This is a genomic window from Bradyrhizobium diversitatis, assembly GCF_016031635.1.
Lineage (GTDB): Bacteria > Pseudomonadota > Alphaproteobacteria > Rhizobiales > Xanthobacteraceae > Bradyrhizobium > Bradyrhizobium diversitatis.
The window spans coordinates 318950-335519 of the sequence record NZ_JACEGD010000002.1; the positions used below are offsets into that span (position 1 = coordinate 318950).

The following is a 16570-nucleotide window of genomic DNA, read 5'->3' on the forward strand; positions in this document are numbered from 1 at the left end:
AGTTGTTGCGCGAAGCTGGTAACTGCGAGTCTTCGCCGAACCACATCCTGTGGTTATGGGTCCCGGATCTGCGCTCCGCTTCGCTACGCTTGTCCGGGACGACAACGGAGATTGACGCGCGATCACGCATCAATCTCGCCATACGCTACTCTGCCGTCTGCTGACGCAGCTCCGCCACATCCTTCGCCGTCAGCTTCGAGCCCTTCGCGCCGAACCGCGCCGTGACATAGTTCGCCACCGCCGCGATCTCGTCGTCGGTATAGGCATGGCCGAACGCCGGCATCGACAACGCACCGTCGGGCGTATGCCGCTTGGTGCCCGAGAGCACGATCTGCGCGACGTTGGTGGCGGCGGGGTCGTTGACAGCCCAGGTGCCGGTCAGTGTCGCCATCGGCGAGACCGGGCTCTCGCCGCTCCAGCCGTGGCAGCTGGCGCAGGCGCTCGCGAACACCTGCTTGCCGCGGGCGTTCGCCGTGACGCCGTCGCGGTGCGAGGCGGGGGCGACGGGCGCCGTGGTGGCGGGCAGGTCGGGCGAGCGCTGCGGCGGCACGCTGCGCAGGTAAGCAACGATGCTGCTGATGTCTTCGGGGACGAGCCTGCTCAAGCTGTGGTCGACCGCCTCACCCATCGGGCCCGAGGCCGAGCCATGACCCGGCGCATGGCCGAGCGACAGATACGAGATCAGATCCTGGTCGCTCCAGTTGCCGAGACCTGTCGCCTTGTCGGAGGAGATGTGAAGGCGCGCCAGCCCGCCGTGATGGCGCCGGCGAACTTCCTGCGGTTGTCCAGCGCGAAGCCGAGATTGCGCGGCGTGTGGCACTCGCCGCAATGCGCCAGCGCCTCGGCGAGATACGCGCCTCTGTTCCACTCAGGGCTCTTCGAGGTGTCGGGCGCAAAGCGCGTGTCCGGATTGAACACGGCCGACCAGAACATCATCGCCCAGCGCTGGTTGAACGGGAACGACAGCGTGTTGTCGGGCGCCTTGGCGCGCACCGCCGGCAGGCTGAACAGATAGGCCTTCACCGCCAGCACGTCCTCGTCGGTCATGAAGGTGTAGGACGTGTAGGGCATCGCCGGATAGAGCCGCGCGCCGTCACGGCGCTTGCCGTGCTGGACCGCGTTCAGGAAATCCTGGTCGCTGTAATTGCCGATGCCGGTGTCCTTGTCCGGCGTGATGTTGGTGGAATAAAGCGTGCCGAACGGCAGCTTGAAAGCGAGCCCGCCGGAGTACTCCTTCTCGCCCGGCTTGGTGTGGCAGACCATGCAGTCGGCGGCCTTGGTGAGATATTCGCCGCGCTCGACGATGCCGGCTTTCTCCAGCTTCGCCGGCACGCCGGTCGGCTTGCCCGCGCGGTAGTCCGCCAGCGGCACTTTCGTGCCGCCGGCGAAGTCGAGCGGGCCGGGCCCACGGATGATGAAGACGCCGACCGCTGCCGCGACGATGGCAATCGCGACGACGCTTGTGAGGATACGCATCTTGCCGCTCATGCCTTCTTCCCCGCAGCCAGCAGTTTCCGGTCGATCGGCAGGCGCCGCAGCGCCACGCCGGTCGCGGCGTAAATCGCATTGCGCAGCGCCGGCGGTCCGGCATTGACGCCGGCTTCGCCGATGCCGCCGGGCGCTTCGCCGCTCTTGACGACGATGACCTCGATCTTCGGCGTCTCGTTGATGCGCATCATGCGGTAGTCGTGGAAGTTCGACTGCTGCACGCGGCCCTTGTCGATGGTGATCTCGCCATAGAGCGCCGCGGTCAGGCCGAAGATCAGCCCGCCCTCGATCTGCGCCTTCACGGTGTCGGGGTTGACGGCGATGCCGGTGTCGACCACCGAGGTGATGCGGCGGAGCGTGATCTCGCCGATGTCGTCGATCTCCGCCTCCACCACCGTCGCGATGAAGCTTGCGAATGACGGCTGCACGCAGACGCCGCGGCCGACGCGCGGCGGCAGGGGTTGCCCCCAGCCGGATTTCTCCGCGACCTGGTCGAGCACCGCCAGCATCCGCGGATTCTTCGTCAGCATGGACTTTCGGAACGCGATCGGGTCCTTGCCCGCCTTGCGCGCGAGCTCGTCCATCGCGCATTCGACCGCGAACACGTTGTTATTCGGGCCGACGCCGCGCCAGAAACCCGTCGGCACCGACAGCGGCTCGGCGCGGACATATTCGACATGGAAGTTGGCGAAGTCGTAGGGAGCATCCACCGCGGCGTCGATCGCGTCGATGTCGATGCCCTTCTGGAACGCCGGCGGCAGCCAGCGCGCCAGCACGGCGGAGCCGGCGACCTTGTACTTCCAGCCCGCGACCTTGCCGTCGACCAGCGACGCCGTGATCTCGTCGCGATAGACCGGGCGGTAGACGTCGTGCTGGATGTCCTCCTCGCGGGTCCACACCACCTTCACGGGATAGTCGACCTGCTTGGCGATCTTCACCGCCGCGACCACCATGTCGGGCTCGAGCTTGCGGCCGAAGCCGCCGCCGAGCAGGTGATTGTTGACGATCACCTTGTCGATCGGCAGGCCCGCGGCCTTCGCCGCCTCCGACTGCACGCGCGTCATGATCTGCGTGCCGGTCCAGATCTCGCAGGAGTCGGGCTTCACATGCACCGTGGCGTTGATCGGCTCCATCGAGGCGTGCGCCAGGAATGGCAGCTCGTAGACCGCCTCGAACTTGTCGCCGCCGGCGAGCGCCTTGGCGATGTCGCCGTCGGATTTGGCGACTGCGCCGTCCTTCCGGCTGGCCTTGCGCAGGTCGTCCCAGACGTCCTTGGTGGTGATCTCGGCGTTCGGCCCTTCGTCCCACTCGATCTCGAGCGCTTCGAGCCCCTTCTTGGCCGCCCACATGTGATCGCCGATCACGGCGACCATGTCCTCGAGCACGACAACCTTGCGCACGCCGGGAAGCTTCACCGCGGCGCGGTCGTCGACCTTGCCGACCTTGCCGCCGAACACCGGGCAGGCGGCGACGGTCGCGAACTTCATGCCGGGCAGGATGGCGTCGATGCCGTAGATGGCCTTGCCGTTGACCTTGTCCGGCGTGTCGAGCCGCTTCAAGGGCTGGCCGATGAGGACGAAGTCCCTGGGGTCCTTCAGCGCAGCGTCCTTCGGCGGCGTCTGAGCTTGGGCTGCGAGCGCCAGCGTGCCGTACGCGAGCCTGCGGCCGCTCGCTGCATGCGCGACCTCGCCCTTGGCGGCCGTGCAGCTTGCCGGATCGACGCCCCATTCTGCGGCCGCCGCCTGCACCAGCATCGCGCGCGCGGTGGCGCCGGCCTTGCGCAGCGGCAGCCACCAGGCGCGGATCGAGTTGGAATTGCCGGTGACTTGCAGGCCGAAGGTCGGATTGCCGTAGAGCTTGTCGTCAGGCGGGGCGTGCTGGACCTCGACCTTGCTCCAGTCGGCATCTAGCTCCTCGGCGAGCACCGCGGAGATCGAGGTATAGGTGCCTTGGCCCATCTCGACCTGCGGCATGATCAGCACGGTATGGCCGGTCTCGTCGATGCGGATGAAGGCATTGGGCGCGAACTTGCCGTCGGTCGTGTCGCGCGGCTGCACCGGCTCGTTCACGGCGGCGCGCAGCGGCAGATGGAAGGCGAGCAGGAAGCCGGCGGCGAGACCGCCGGTCAGAGCTGCGCGGCGGGAGATGCTGTGATGTGCGTTCATGGCGAACCTCAGGACTGACGGCCGTTGGCGGCCTGCTTGATGGCCTCGCGGATGCGCACATAGGTGCCGCAGCGGCAGATGTTGCCGGCCATGGCGGCGTCGATGTCGGAATCGTCGGGGTTCGGCGTTGCCGCCAGCAGCGCTGCGGCGGACATGATCTGGCCGGACTGGCAGTAGCCGCACTGGATCACTTCGGCCTCCAACCAGGCCTTCTGCACCTTCGCGCCCGCAGGCGTGCTGCCGACGGCTTCGATCGTGGTGACGGCGCGGTTCTCGACCGCGCTCACCGGCAGCACGCAGGAGCGGACCGCCTTGCCGTCGACATGCACCGTGCAGGCGCCGCACTGCGCGATGCCGCAGCCGAACTTGGTGCCGGTCATTCCGAGGATGTCGCGCAGCACCCACAGCAGCGGCATGTCAGGTGGCGCGTCGAAGGATTTCGTTTCGCCATTGATGGTGAGAACAGTTGCCATATGCATTCCTTTGCTCGGCGATCGCTTGCGGCGATCAATTCGACGAATTTTGCGCGACGATAATCATACCGATGCGAAACGATGAAGCGTCGAAATTTCCGGCAATGCATATTTGCGCGAACGAGGCGTGAGGCCATGACATTCACGAATTTGTGCGGCGATCGCTGCAAAGGTTTTGGGCCAATTGATATGATAATCGTCATGTTTTGACCCTTTTCGTCGCGTGCGATGTCGACCGCCGCAGATGATCGTGCGAACGCGCAAAATCATGCAAAGACGAAACTCGTGCGATTGGGAAAAACGGCGACGGCCGCGAGCACGACCGGCATTGTTGTGCCCTCTCCCCTTGTGGGAGAGGGCGGCGACGTCAGTGGATGCGAACGCGTTGGGGTGAGGGGTCTCTATCCGCGTATGACCCTCGTCACTATCGAGCAGTTCTACCCGCGGAGACAGACCCCTCATCCGGCGCTTCGCGCCACCTTCTCCCACAAGGGGAGAAGGGAAGGGGAGGATTTCGGAATAGTCGCATTCTACCCCTGTTTTGCCCGACGAGTCAAAGCGCGTCAGGGCCTGCCGGCGCAAGCCATTGATTTCGCACACCCCGGCTACTGTGCATGGGGTTGTTTTTCAGGTTTTTGATTCAAGGGCCGCAGGAGCGCCCGTCAGCCCTGACGAAAGCCCATCCGGAAGGCGCCCCAATGCCTGCCGCGGATCATGATCGGCGAGGACAGGTCCTTCATCAGCACGAACTGCCCGCCGCCCATGTCGCGGCGGTAGGTCTGCAGCAGGAACGGCTTCGTGTTGGCTGCGACCTTCTTCACCGTGCGGTCGGTGAACAGGCGGCGGTTGCGGCAATTGGCGTTGTTCCAGACCGGGTCCTTGCCTTGCGGCAGCCGGTAGTTCGGATTGTGGGTCGGCAGATAGCCGCCCCTCGCCCAGGCGACGCAGAACACGATGCGGGGATCGGATTTCTGGATCGGATCCTGGATCGCGGGCAGCACGCGATCGGTGAACGCGACGTAGTCGGTGAGGTATTGTCTTGGATCGGTGCCTGATATCTCGCGGTAGTTCTCGTCCATCAGCTGGTCGAGCGTGATCTCGCCGCGGTCGATCGCAGCTTCGAACTCCGCCGAAATCCGCTTCGCGGTGTCGACGACGACGCGGATCAGCGGCGCGTCCGACGTCTCCACGCCGCTGTCGGCGATCAGCGCGATCAGGCCTTCGGAGGCGTCGAGCAGCTTCGCCACCCGCTCGTCGGCGTTCTTGAGGTCGCGCGAGGACAGGTCGACGCCCTTGGCGAGCTCGTTGAGCTCGCTGATGACGATGTCGCAATGCCCGAGGTTGGAGGTCGCCGCGCGCGTGACGCTGCCGATCTCCGCCTCCACGGAGGCGAAGCCCTGCTGCACCCGTGAGATGATGCCGGAGATCGCTTGCGCGCCTTCGCCGGCGGTCTTGGCGCGCTGCGAAGCGTCGCTGCTCTCGCCGATCAGGCCTTCGATCTGGCCGTCGAGATCACGCACGGTGTCGGAGATCTCATGCGTGGCCTGGCGGGTGGCTTCCGCGAGGTTCTTGACCTCGCTCGCGACCACCGCGAAGCCGCGGCCGGCATTGCCGGCGCGCGCCGCCTCGATGGTGGCGTTGAGGGCGAGCAGATTGGTCTGCTTCGCGATCGCCTCGATCGAGCCGGAGACCTTCGCCACCTGCGCCAGCGCCGAGCCGACGGCGGACAGGCGCGCCTCGATCCGCTCCACGGCCGCGACGAGTTCGGAGATATGGCTGACCGCGGTGTCGACGGCGCTGCGCGATTGCGCGATCTCGCCGACTGCCGCGGACGTCGTCGTTTGCACGGCCTGCGATGCGTTGGCGATGTCGTGGTTGGCCGACACCATCGTCTCGGCCGTCTCCTGCAGGTGGTGGAACCGTTCCGACTGGTTCGCGACGCGGTTTGCGACCTCCTGGACGTTGCCGGCGATGTCGGCGAGTTCCACGCCAAGGCCGCCGATGCGGTCGGCGAGCTGATCGATCAGCCGCTCGGCGAGCGTCCGGTTCGATCCGGTGTCCAATACTGCAAGCTGTGCCTGGGACATGTACGGGCTCTCTCGAGTCAGGGCCGTTGATCGGCTCTCGGCGGCACTCCCATTCCAGTTTCGGCTTAGAGGATGATTCGCGGCCGGTGTCTTGCCCAAGAGTGCACTCGGGAGAGCACTACAGCTTGTAGGCCGTGCGGAAGCCGCCCCAGTGACGGCCCTGCACGCGGATCGGGACGTCGATCTCGCGCATCATCACCGTGTTGCCGTTGCCCATGTCGCGCGCATAGCTCTGGACCAGGTACGAGCGCAGGTTGCGCGCAGCGGCGAGCCCCGCCGGATCGTTGAACATCCGCCGGTTGCGGCTGTTGGCCGTGTTCCAGGCGACGTCGCCCGGTCGCTGCGGATGCGAATAGATCTCGTTGTGCACGGGCAGGAAGCCGTTGCGGTCGACCATGGCGCAGAACGCCATCCGCGGCTCCCTCGCCAGAAAAGCTTCCTGGAACGGCGGCAGGGCCCGGTCGGCCCAGTCCAGATATCTCGTGCGGAATTGCTGCGGATTGGTGCCCGCAATTTCCACATAGTCCGTGTCGAACAGGTCCTCCAGCTTAACCTCGCCGCGCGCAACCGCCTGCTCGAATATCTTCGTCAGCGCATTGCCCGCCTCCATGGCACGGGTGACCAGCTCCGTGTTCTCCTCATGGATCGACCAGAGCTTGTCCTCGACCTTCTCGCCGAGCGCGGCGCCGGCACCAACGAATTGCGCGCGGGCGCCGGCCTTGGACTGCTCGACGACGCGCAGGCGGCAGGCGCCGATGTCTTCGAGTGTGCCTTCGATCAGCGCTTGCGGTGCGAGCCTGCCTGCATCCGCGCCGCCGATCAGAACGCCGTCCATCGCGATTTCATAGACCGGCATCACCCCGCGCGTGGTCTCGAATCTGAGATGGCAGGGCAGCCGCTCGGTCTTGCGGCGGTCGTCGTGCTCGCTCTGGCCGAGCAGCACGGCGCAGCGCGATTTCAGCTTTTGAGCAAAAGTGGTGACGGCCTTGCCGGCACTGGCGACGCTCTCGCCATGGGTCTCGGCCGCCTTGGTCGCGGCATCGATCTCGGCCGCGCTCTCGCCGACCGAGATGATGAACTCCGACGCGCTGGCGGCATTTCCGGAAACTTCGCTGGTCGTGGCGTTCTGCTCGGCGACCGCGCCGTTGACGGTGTCGAACACCGGGCGGATCGCCTCGATCGCCTGCGAAATGCGGTGCACGGCATCGGCAGAGCCGGCGGCGTCGCGCTGGAGCGCGTCGATCTTCCTTGTGATCTCTTCCGTCGCTCCTTGCGTCTGCACCGCGAGCGCCTTGACCTCGGTCGCGACGACCGCAAAGCCTCTGCCCGCATCACCGGCGCGTGCGGCCTCGATGGTGGAGTTGAGCGCGAGCAGCGTCGTCTGCCGCGCGATCTGTGCGATCAGATTGACGACGTTGCCGATGGCGGCGGAGGATTCGCGCAGGCGCTCGACATTGGCGCGGGCTTCCTGCGCCGCGGCGCTGGCCTCGTCGGCGAGCTTGCCCGCATTCCGGACCTGCGCGCCGATTCCTTGCGCGGACTGGGTGAACTTGTCGGCGGCATGGGCGAAGGTGGAGGCGGTCGACTGCGCCGCGTTGGTCCGACCGGTCAGGGCGTCGGTGCGGTCGCGAATGGCGGCAAGCGTCGCGGCGGTCGCCTCGGCGCCTCCGGCCACCGAATTGGCGGCGCGTTCGAGCTGGCGGATCATGGCGCCGAGCTCGAGTTCCAGCAGTTCCAGGATTTCCCGGGCCGAATCACTGTCGGCGGCCGGGGCGCGCGCGGAATCGGCCGCCGGCTGCGGAGCCTCCAGGGCTGTCGCAGGCGCAGCCGGGTCCGGCAGACGCTTCCGAAATAATCCGAACGCCATCGGGCCTCTCTTGTCGGAGAACGGTCGGGCGCTATTTTCGCAGCCCGGAATGAAATCAGGGTTAACGGTGCCTGACCTCTAGGCACGGGCGAGTACGGTGTTACCTTAAAGTCGTAGAGCCTCTTTCATTTCGGTGGGTTGGCGGCCTATAAGGCCGCGCTTCCCACGCTCACCTTGGCGCACGATTCCTTAACGAGACCACGCATGGCCGGACATTCCCAATTCAAGAACATCATGCACCGCAAGGGGCGGCAGGATGCCCAGAAGTCGAAACTGTTCGGCAAGCTGGCGCGGGAAATCACCGTCGCGGCCAAGCTCGGCACGCCCGACCCCGCCATGAACCCACGCCTGCGTGCCGCCGTGATCGCCGCGCGCCAGGAGAACATGCCGAAGGACAACATCGAGCGCGCCATCAAGAAGGCGCTCGGCAGCGACGGCGAGAACTATGACGAAATCCGCTACGAGGGCTACGGCCCCGGCGGCGTCGCCGTCATCGTCGAGGCGCTGACCGACAACCGCAACCGGGCCGCCTCCGACATCCGCTCCTTCTTCACCAAGTCCGGCGGCAATCTCGGCGAAACCGGCTCAGTCTCGTTCATGTTCGACCGCACCGGCATCATCGAATACGACCGCAGCGTCGCCTCCGACGATGCGGTGCTGGACGCCGCGATCGAAGCCGGCGCCGACGACGTGGTCTCGGGCGAGAACGGCCACGAGATCTACGCCTCGACCGAAGGCTATCGCGACGTCGCCAAGGCGCTGGAAGCCAAGTTCGGCGAGCCGCGCAAGGCTGCGCTGATCTGGAAGCCGCAGAACACGGTCGCGGTCGACGACGAGACCGGCGAGAAGCTGCTCAAGCTGATGGACCTGCTCAACGAGCATGACGACGTGCAGCAGGTCTACGCCAATTTCGAGATATCGGACGCGCTGATGGCGAAGATGGGCGGCTAGGCTCGCTTGTCCCGGACGCGCTGCAGCGTGAAACGCTGCTGCGCAGAGCCGGGACCCATCGTTCTCTGGGCATCGCTGGCAAAATGGGCCCCGGTTCAGCGCCGCACCACTTTGCGTTGCGTCGCGTCCGGGGCACGAGACCGCCTTTCCCCTGTTACTTCCGTTCTGTTTCTGTTTCCCCCGCGGCGGCCAGCCGCTATCACTGGCCCATGACTGCGCTCCCGATTCGTGGCCCCGTCCGCATCATCGGCATCGACCCCGGCCTGCGCCGCACCGGCTGGGGCGTCATCGAGGCTGAGGGCAATCGCCTGATCTACATCGCCTGCGGCTCGGTGGAACCGCCGGATGATCTGCCCTTGTCGGGCCGGCTGCTCGCGATCCACGAAGGGCTTGCTTCCGTTCTCTCTAGCCACCAGCCGATGGAAGCGGCGGTCGAACAGACCTTCGTCAACAAGGACGGCGTTGCCACGCTGAAACTCGGCCAGGCCCGCGGCGTCGCCATGCTGGCGCCCGCAATGTTCGGCATCTCTGTCGCCGAATACGCGCCGAACCAGGTCAAGAAGACGGTGGTCGGTGCCGGCCACGCCGACAAGCAACAGATCGCGATGATGCTGAAGATCCTGCTGCCGAAAGCGGAGCCCCCGTCCGCGGACGCCGCCGACGCGCTCGCCATAGCCATCACCCACGCCCATCATCGCCAGAGCACCGCGCTGCGGCTGAAGGTGGTGGGGATATGATGCGCGTCGCGAGGCACAGATGAGCGGCATCGGCGGTGCGCTCCCTCCCCCCTTGTGGGGGAGGGCCGGGGAGAGGGGTAGCCGCAGCGGTGGTGCCGCGGTCGTTGGTGGGCGGCGCACGCGGTGCTCGCGCCTTCGAGAGAATCCCCGTGTGGCACCCCCCTCCCTGACCCTCCCCCACAAGGGGGGAGGGAACGGCGAGTCGTTGCCGTGCGTCCTTCAAGCGATGGGTGCGCAGCCATGATCGGCAAGCTCAAGGGCCTGATCGATTCCTACGGCGAGGATTTCGTCATCCTCGACGTCGGCGGGGTCGGCTACCAGGTGCATTGCTCCTCGCGCACCTTGCAGCATCTGCCTTCGCCGGGTGAAGCCGCGGTGCTATCGATCGAGACCTATGTTCGCGAGGACCAGATCAAGCTGTTCGGCTTCCGCACCGACCAGGAGCGCGAATGGTTTCGCCTGCTCCAGACCGTGCAGGGCGTCGGCGCCAAGGTGGCGCTCGCCGTGCTCGGCACGCTCTCGACCGCCGACCTCGCCAATGCGATTGCGCTGCGCGACAAGGCCGCGGTGGCACGCACGCCCGGCGTTGGCCCCAAGGTCGCCGAGCGCATCGTCACCGAGTTGAAGGACAAGGCGCCGGCGTTCGCCAATGTCGATCCGGCCGTGGTGCATCTTGCCGGCGCCGTCGACGACCAGCGCGCGCCGCGGCCCGTGGCGGATGCGATCTCCGCGCTGGTCAATCTCGGCTACGGCCAGCCGCAGGCGGCCGCTGCGATTGCCTCGGCCTCGCGCAGCGCCGGTGAGGGCGCCGAGACGGCGCAGCTCATCCGTCTCGGCCTGAAGGAGCTCGCGAAGTGAATTCCGATCACGGCCTCGATCGCGCGGAGGGTCCAAAGCTCCCGAACATACAGCGTGCGATATATTTCTTTGGTGTCGTGTTCGCGGGGACAGTGCTAATCGGCATTCTTGCCACGGCTGCATTCTCGGCGTCGGGGTGTCTGCTGACCCGCGTCATCCGTTGTTTTTCGATCTCGCGCGATGCGCCGTATGTTGCGCTCATTGGTTTCAAAATGTGGTCTTTGCCGGGCCTGATCGCCGGTGTTCTTGTCGCTGCGATCATACTATTTCGCGGCCACGTAACATGGTGGAACGTCTTGCTGATCGCTCCGGCCTCGTACCTCGTTCTCGCTTTGGTGTTTATCGGACAGATCGATCAATACATATGGTCTGAACTCCTGCTACAAAGCGCTGTCTTGTTTGTTCTTGTGCAGCTGTCCCTTTTCGTGGGCAGAATGGCCCACAGAGCCCGAGCATGACTACTCCTCCGCGCATGGTCTCGCCCGAGCGCCGCAGCGACGATGTCGGCGATACCGCGCTGCGCCCGCAATCGCTGTCGGACTTCGTCGGCCAGCAGCAGGCGCGCAAGAATCTGTCGATCTTCATCGAGGCGGCGCGCAAGCGTGGCGAGGCGCTGGATCACGTGCTGTTCGTCGGCCCACCCGGCCTCGGCAAGACCACGCTGGCGCAGATCGTGGCCAAGGAGCTCGGCGTCGGCTTTCGCGCCACCTCGGGGCCGGTCATCGCCAAGGCCGGCGATCTCGCCGCCCTCCTCACCAATCTCGAAGAGCGCGACGTACTCTTCATCGACGAGATCCATCGCCTCAGTCCGGCGGTGGAAGAGGTGCTCTATCCCGCGATGGAGGATTTTCAGCTCGACCTCATCATCGGCGAAGGCCCGGCGGCGCGCTCGGTGAAGATCGAGCTGTCGAAATTCACCCTGGTCGGCGCCACCACGCGGGCGGGCCTGCTCACCAATCCCCTGCGCGATCGCTTCGGCATTCCGGTCCGGCTCAATTTCTACACGATCGAGGAATTGGAGAGCATCGTCAGCCGTGGCGCGCGCGTACTTAATGTCGGCATGAGCGCTGATGGCGCCAACGAGATCGCGCGCCGCGCCCGCGGCACGCCCCGCATCGCCGGCCGGCTACTGCGGCGCGTCCGCGATTTCGCCTCGGCGGCGGATGCCGCCACGATCGACCGCAAGATCGCCGACCACGCGTTGAGCGCGCTCGAGGTCGACGCCGCCGGTCTCGACGCGATGGACCGCCGCTATCTCTCGACCATCGCGCTCAACTATGGTGGCGGCCCGGTCGGTGTCGAGACGATGGCTGCGGCCTTGTCGGAGCCGCGCGATGCCATCGAGGACATCATCGAGCCTTATCTGATCCAGTGCGGCTATCTGCAGCGCACGCCGCGCGGCCGCCTGCTCACCTCGCACGCCTTCCGCCATCTCGGCATCGCCGAGCCCTCGCGCGATGCCGCGGCGCAGTTCGGCCTGTTCGGCACGGATGACAACGACGAGTGATCTGCTGAACCGCGCCGTTCCGGCTTTGATGAATTTCCGTTAACCTCGTGCAGACGATCTGCACGAACGCACCCCAATTCCGCTCCAATCGGATATCATCAAGACGCCGCATCATCATCGGGCTTCCATGATCACGCGCCGTCATCTCATCCGTTCCATCGGTGGTCTGTCCGCCCTCGGCGTCTCGACGGCCGCCTATGGCGTCGGCGTCGAGCCGATGCTGCGGCTCCGCGTCACCCCCTATCATCCGATGCCACAGCAGTGGCCGGCGGATCTTCCGCTCAAGATCGCCGTCATCGCCGATCTCCATGCCTGCGATCCCTGGATGCCGCTTGACCGGGTCGCGGCCATCGTCGACCGCACCAACGCGCTGAAGGCCGACCTCATCGTGCTGCTCGGCGACTATGTCGCCGGCCTGCATCAGGTCACGCGCATCATTCCGTGCAGCGAATGGGCACGCGTGCTGGCCGGCCTCAAGGCGCCGCTTGGCGTCCACGCCGTCATGGGCAACCACGACTATTGGGATGACAGGCTCGTGCAGCGAGCCGGGCAGGGAGTGACCGTCGCGCACCGCGCGCTGGAAGCGGCCGGCATCCCCGTCTACGAGAACGACGTCGTGCGCCTCACCAAGGACGGCCGCCCGTTCTGGCTCGCCGGCCTCGGCGATCAACTCGCGTTCCTGCCGGCGCGCCGGTTTCGCGGCATGGCGCGGTTCGGCGCCGACGATCTCAGCGCGACGCTCGCCAAGGTCACGGACGATGCGCCCGTCATTCTGCTCGCGCATGAGCCCAACATCGCGCCGCGCGTGCCGTCGCGTGTCGCGCTGCAACTGTCCGGCCACACCCATGGCGGCCAGGTCCGTCTGCTCGGCTGGTCCCCCGCGGTGCCGCCGCAGGACGGCGTCCGCCTCGCCTATGGTCATGTCAGGCTGAAATGCGACGTCATCATCTCCGGTGGCCTCGGTTGCAGCATCATGCCGCTCCGCGTCGGGGTGCCGCCAGAGATCGTCGAGGTGAGGCTGGGGCAGACCGCGCCGGTTGTGTCGTAACGCGCTTGCGCGGACCGCGGTTTTTGCGCAAAACGGGCCGGCAGCGACAAGCGAAGAGGCTCACGACGTGACTGCCCATCTGGACGGCGAGATCCGCGACGGCCGCCACCACATGCAGGTCCGCGTCTATTACGAGGACACGGACTTCCCGGACTGGACGTTGTCGTGATAGGCAGTGCTGATCGTTCGTGATTTCTCACCATCTTCTGAGAAGAGTTTCATGCTGAAAAGGGCAGCGGCGTTCAGATACGGTGTATATTCGTAGGGCATCCGCTTGCGCACGGGATGCACTATAATGCAGTCGACCAAGTTACGGAAAGCGATGCGAGTTTCAATCGCCTTCGGATTTATCTTGAGCCCGGTGACCAGTCTCTTAGCTTCCGAACGGTATCGGTCACCGAACTTCGGGTGGTCGAACGGGATCACGTTTTCGACGCCATTGCCGAGCAAGCGCAAGCGTTCCTCGACAGTTTCCCGTTCCACGTCGCATTCATCTAACCGCTTGATCAACTCATCCGGCTTGCGACGGCTGTTTGCGATCGCATATGACAAGCGTTCGATCTCGGCATTCAGCACACGGCGCCGACGCTCCAGGTTAGAGCATTCGCTGTCCTTTCGCTGATCCTTCTTTCGCTCCTCCTTCCAGGCACGCATCGCCTCTTCAATGGCTTTCGGTGAAAGCAATCTTACTTCCATTTTTTCGGCAACATCCTTCAGTAGAACGTCCATATCAAAGCTGCGGGTATGCTCGCAGGTGCCTCGCTGATGCGCGTTGGCGCATGCGGCACGCGGCCCTCCATTCCGGGAGGATTGAGCGATTCGCATACGGCCGTTGCAGACACCGCACCGAAGGACTCCCGCAAGCGGGTGCTCGTTGTTGCGCGGGACCACAGGTCGGCGCCGCGGCTTGCCGGACGGCCCGAACATATGGATAGCGCGTTCATTGCGAACCTTCTGCGCGCTATCCCAGAGCGCTTGCGGAATAATCCGCAGCTCGGCGTTTTTTACGATGATGTGGCGTTCTTCGGGATTGCGGCGCTTCTGCTTCTTCTGCGTTTCCGGATTGAGAATTGTTGAGCGAACATTCCAATGTATCTCGCCGATATACAGCTCATTGCCGATAATGCCGCGACCATGGCGACCGCCAGTGATGCACTGATGATTCCAGGTGGTGCGACCAGCCTTGTTCTTGTGACGGGTAGCCCCAGGCGAGGCTACGCCTTCGCGGGTAAGATCGGCGGCGATATCTCGCGTTGAACGGCCTGCCGTATACTCGATGAAGATACGGCGCACGATCTTTGCTTCGCTCTCATCGATCATCCGCTCGCCAGGCACGCCCGGCCTTGGCCGATAACCATAGGCGTACGAGCCAGGAATTCTTCCATTGTTGACGGCGTTATCATGCCCACGCCGAACCTTGTCAGCAAGCTGCGGCTTGTAGATCGTATTGTAGAGACTTGCGATGCTGATGTCAGTTGCGGTGGCATAAACGCCTTTCTGATCCATCAGCTCAACGCGGTTGAACTCAAACACCTGCTTGAGACGCTGGATGGTGGCGGGATCGCGCGACAGGCGGTCGAAATGCTCGACGATGATCACGTCAAAGTCTTGCTTCCGCACACCATTGAGCAATCGCTGATAGCCATCGCGGGTATCCTCCGTAAGACCAGACTTTGCAGCGTCGACAAATTCACCGACGACATCTAGGTCATTGCGTGCGGCGACCTTCCGGCAGAGTAATAGCTGACCGTCAATCGAGGTCACTTTTTGCATGTCGCTCGAATAGCGGGCGTATATCACGGCCCTCTTGTTTGGTGACGCTATCGCCATCCCGTTCCCCTATCCGCTGCTCCAAACCGCCTTTTTCATCCCGCGCAAGCTGCCGTCCGATGGCACGCGCCAGCTCAAGCCAAAGTTCCTCATTATCGGGATTGTCCCAACTTTGAGGGTGGGAAGGATCAAGCGGTCGGATGATCGCCTTTTGACCCCGAGGCAATCGCATTCGGGTACGCATCACAGCAAAGCCTTCAGAAGCTAGCGTAAATTTCGGTCTTGCGCTACGGACAGGTCGCAGGGATCGCGTGTGCGGCGTTCGCATCCTCCAGTCGAAGACCCGATCGAAGCTCCTCTGTGATTTTAAGTGGCTCGCCAGATCTAGATCGCCCTTCAGCGGCAGCTTCACTCGGCAAGCGCCGTGACCCGACAAGAATCACCACAAAGCTACAAATCACTTTTGCTTTTGAACCGCTCATGAAAGTCTCGATCTGCGATGGCGAGTCCGTTCATGTTGACTGCTGCGATAGTGAATGAAAATGAGATTTTTCAAATGTCAGGCGCCAGCGTGTTGCTGCGAAGATGATCGTGGGCGGGCGAGGATTTGCTAAACAAAGGAGGGTAGATTCGGCGGGGGGCATCGCCGGCTCGGGGCCAGCAACAGCTTGGGGTATCGAAATGAACACGTTCCGGCTCCCGGCTTAAATCATTGGGGATACTCAATGTCGAGGAACTCAAGAAAAGCTCAACGTCGGACGGAAATGTCCGGGCCGGTTAAGATCTGCACCAAGCCTGCGCGGCCTAGCACTCCCGGCGCTCTGATCCGCGATTGAATCGGCAGCCGGGAGCATTGGGGCTGGAGAGCGATCCGTGTCATCTTAGGGCGAAAGTTACAATTGTGTGACGTCGAGTTGCGGTAGTTATACGGAATCCATTTTCGGAACGGGGTGTTCTACTGTGAGAACACCGGAGAGATTTGAGCACCAATTTTTAGTTAGTCCGGGATGGCCGCAGTGGGGCTGGACCGCGCTGCGGCTCTTCCGTGGGAAAACAGCCTCGATCGGTCACGACTTGCCCGTGATTTCCCGCGCTGCCAAACTAGGTTCGAATTCGGTTAGCGCTCAATCAGCCATTCGACAACCTGATCATAGGCGGATGGAGCCAGCGAATTTCCTGCGCTTTTCGCGGAATTCGACCACGTTCCCTACGCTTTTGCGGGTTGTTTCTGGTGCGAAACTGGTGGCCTGTTGAAGTCAGCGTCCACGCGATTCGCAATGTGCTATCGGCAGCGAGCCGAGACGTTCATGAAAAAGCAAGCTGACCTGCCCCTAAGAATTTCCTCCAGAAGGATTTAGAGTCTGCCCTGACGAAGGACGGACAGATGAAGCGGAAGCGTTTTACGGAAGAGCAGATCATCGCGGTGCTGAAGGAGCACGAGGCCGGAGCCAAAACGGCCGATCTGGCCCGCAAGCACGGGATCTCCGAGGCGACGTTCTACAATTGGAAGGCCAAGTTTGGCGGCATGGATGTCTCCGAGGCCAGGCGGCTCAAGGCGCTCGAGGACGAGAATGCGAAGCTGAAGAAGCTCCTGGCCGAGCAGATGCTCGATGCGGCGG

At 64.2% G+C, this 16570-nt stretch carries 13 protein-coding genes and 1 pseudogene; 7 read left to right on the plus strand and 7 right to left on the minus strand.

Annotated features, from left to right (window positions below; translation table 11 throughout):
- Positions 1–145: 145 nt before the first annotated feature.
- The 6 genes and pseudogenes from H1B27_RS40950 to H1B27_RS02975 all read right to left on the minus strand — a co-directional run bounded on the left by H1B27_RS40950 (position 146) and on the right by H1B27_RS02975 (position 8080).
- A pseudogene (locus H1B27_RS40950) lies at positions 146–1488 on the minus strand (c-type cytochrome).
- Positions 1485–3653 (minus strand): xanthine dehydrogenase family protein molybdopterin-binding subunit, encoded by a 2169-nt coding sequence (locus tag H1B27_RS02955; protein WP_197964927.1) that lies wholly within the window; start codon positions 3651–3653, stop codon positions 1485–1487. Before H1B27_RS02955 ends, H1B27_RS40950 begins: the two are co-directional and overlap by 4 nt.
- A gap of 8 nt (positions 3654–3661) precedes the next feature.
- Positions 3662–4126: a (2Fe-2S)-binding protein gene (locus H1B27_RS02960; protein ID WP_197964928.1), complete on the minus strand. Its 465-nt coding sequence runs from the start codon at positions 4124–4126 to the stop codon at positions 3662–3664.
- A 63-nt stretch (positions 4127–4189) separates the two neighbouring features.
- Positions 4190–4708, minus strand: coding sequence for a hypothetical protein (locus H1B27_RS02965; RefSeq protein ID WP_197964929.1), 519 nt, complete (start codon positions 4706–4708; stop codon positions 4190–4192).
- Between the two features lie 80 nt (positions 4709–4788).
- Positions 4789–6213, minus strand: coding sequence for a methyl-accepting chemotaxis protein (locus H1B27_RS02970; RefSeq protein ID WP_197964930.1), 1425 nt, complete (start codon positions 6211–6213; stop codon positions 4789–4791).
- 118 nt (positions 6214–6331) lie between these two features.
- Entirely contained in the window at positions 6332–8080 is a 1749-nt protein-coding gene (locus H1B27_RS02975) for a methyl-accepting chemotaxis protein (protein ID WP_197964931.1), read from the minus strand.
- A gap of 204 nt (positions 8081–8284) precedes the next feature.
- Here H1B27_RS02975 and H1B27_RS02980 point away from each other — a divergent pair, with 204 nt between their 5' ends.
- From H1B27_RS02980 to H1B27_RS03005, 6 genes are all read left to right on the plus strand, one after another.
- Entirely contained in the window at positions 8285–9031 is a 747-nt protein-coding gene (locus H1B27_RS02980) for a YebC/PmpR family DNA-binding transcriptional regulator (protein WP_061880909.1), read from the plus strand.
- Between the two features lie 209 nt (positions 9032–9240).
- Positions 9241–9768 carry a crossover junction endodeoxyribonuclease RuvC gene (ruvC, locus tag H1B27_RS02985; RefSeq protein ID WP_197964932.1) on the plus strand — a complete coding sequence of 176 codons (528 nt, stop codon included), beginning with the start codon at positions 9241–9243 and terminating at the stop codon, positions 9766–9768.
- 240 nt (positions 9769–10008) lie between these two features.
- Positions 10009–10626 carry a Holliday junction branch migration protein RuvA gene (gene ruvA / locus H1B27_RS02990; protein ID WP_061880907.1) on the plus strand — a complete coding sequence of 206 codons (618 nt, stop codon included), beginning with the start codon at positions 10009–10011 and terminating at the stop codon, positions 10624–10626.
- A complete protein-coding gene (locus tag H1B27_RS02995) occupies positions 10623–11084 on the plus strand; it encodes a hypothetical protein (RefSeq protein ID WP_197964933.1) in 462 nt (153 codons plus the stop codon). The genes ruvA and H1B27_RS02995 overlap by 4 nt, the downstream gene beginning before the upstream one ends.
- Positions 11081–12133, plus strand: a complete 1053-nt coding sequence (ruvB, locus tag H1B27_RS03000; protein WP_197964934.1) for a Holliday junction branch migration DNA helicase RuvB — start codon at positions 11081–11083, stop codon at positions 12131–12133. The genes H1B27_RS02995 and ruvB overlap by 4 nt, the downstream gene beginning before the upstream one ends.
- Positions 12134–12260: 127 nt before the next feature.
- A complete protein-coding gene (locus tag H1B27_RS03005) occupies positions 12261–13181 on the plus strand; it encodes a metallophosphoesterase (protein WP_197964935.1) in 921 nt (306 codons plus the stop codon).
- A gap of 129 nt (positions 13182–13310) precedes the next feature.
- On the opposite strand, the gene H1B27_RS03015 is transcribed toward H1B27_RS03005, so the two are convergent.
- Positions 13311–15011 carry a recombinase family protein gene (locus H1B27_RS03015; protein ID WP_197964936.1) on the minus strand — a complete coding sequence of 567 codons (1701 nt, stop codon included), beginning with the start codon at positions 15009–15011 and terminating at the stop codon, positions 13311–13313.
- A gap of 1324 nt (positions 15012–16335) precedes the next feature.
- Between H1B27_RS03015 and H1B27_RS03020 the strand changes: the two genes are divergently transcribed.
- The coding region (locus H1B27_RS03020) for a transposase (RefSeq protein WP_197964937.1) at positions 16336–16570 on the plus strand (235 nt) is incomplete at its 3' end.

Bases quoted from the DNA above. Each gene is read 5' to 3' on its own strand.
- ruvC (WP_197964932.1), top strand. From the start codon at position 9,241: ATGACTGCGCTCCCGATTCGTGGCCCCGTCCGCATCATCGGCATCGAC.
- H1B27_RS02975 (WP_197964931.1), bottom strand. From the start codon at position 8,080: ATGGCGTTCGGATTATTTCGGAAGCGTCTGCCGGACCCGGCTGCGCCT.
- H1B27_RS02970 (WP_197964930.1), bottom strand. From the start codon at position 6,213: ATGTCCCAGGCACAGCTTGCAGTATTGGACACCGGATCGAACCGGACG.
- ruvA (WP_061880907.1), top strand. From the start codon at position 10,009: ATGATCGGCAAGCTCAAGGGCCTGATCGATTCCTACGGCGAGGATTTC.
- H1B27_RS03015 (WP_197964936.1), bottom strand. From the start codon at position 15,011: ATGGCGATAGCGTCACCAAACAAGAGGGCCGTGATATACGCCCGCTAT.
- H1B27_RS02955 (WP_197964927.1), bottom strand. From the start codon at position 3,653: ATGAACGCACATCACAGCATCTCCCGCCGCGCAGCTCTGACCGGCGGT.
- H1B27_RS03005 (WP_197964935.1), top strand. From the start codon at position 12,261: ATGATCACGCGCCGTCATCTCATCCGTTCCATCGGTGGTCTGTCCGCC.
- H1B27_RS02960 (WP_197964928.1), bottom strand. From the start codon at position 4,126: ATGGCAACTGTTCTCACCATCAATGGCGAAACGAAATCCTTCGACGCG.
- ruvB (WP_197964934.1), top strand. From the start codon at position 11,081: ATGACTACTCCTCCGCGCATGGTCTCGCCCGAGCGCCGCAGCGACGAT.
- H1B27_RS02980 (WP_061880909.1), top strand. From the start codon at position 8,285: ATGGCCGGACATTCCCAATTCAAGAACATCATGCACCGCAAGGGGCGG.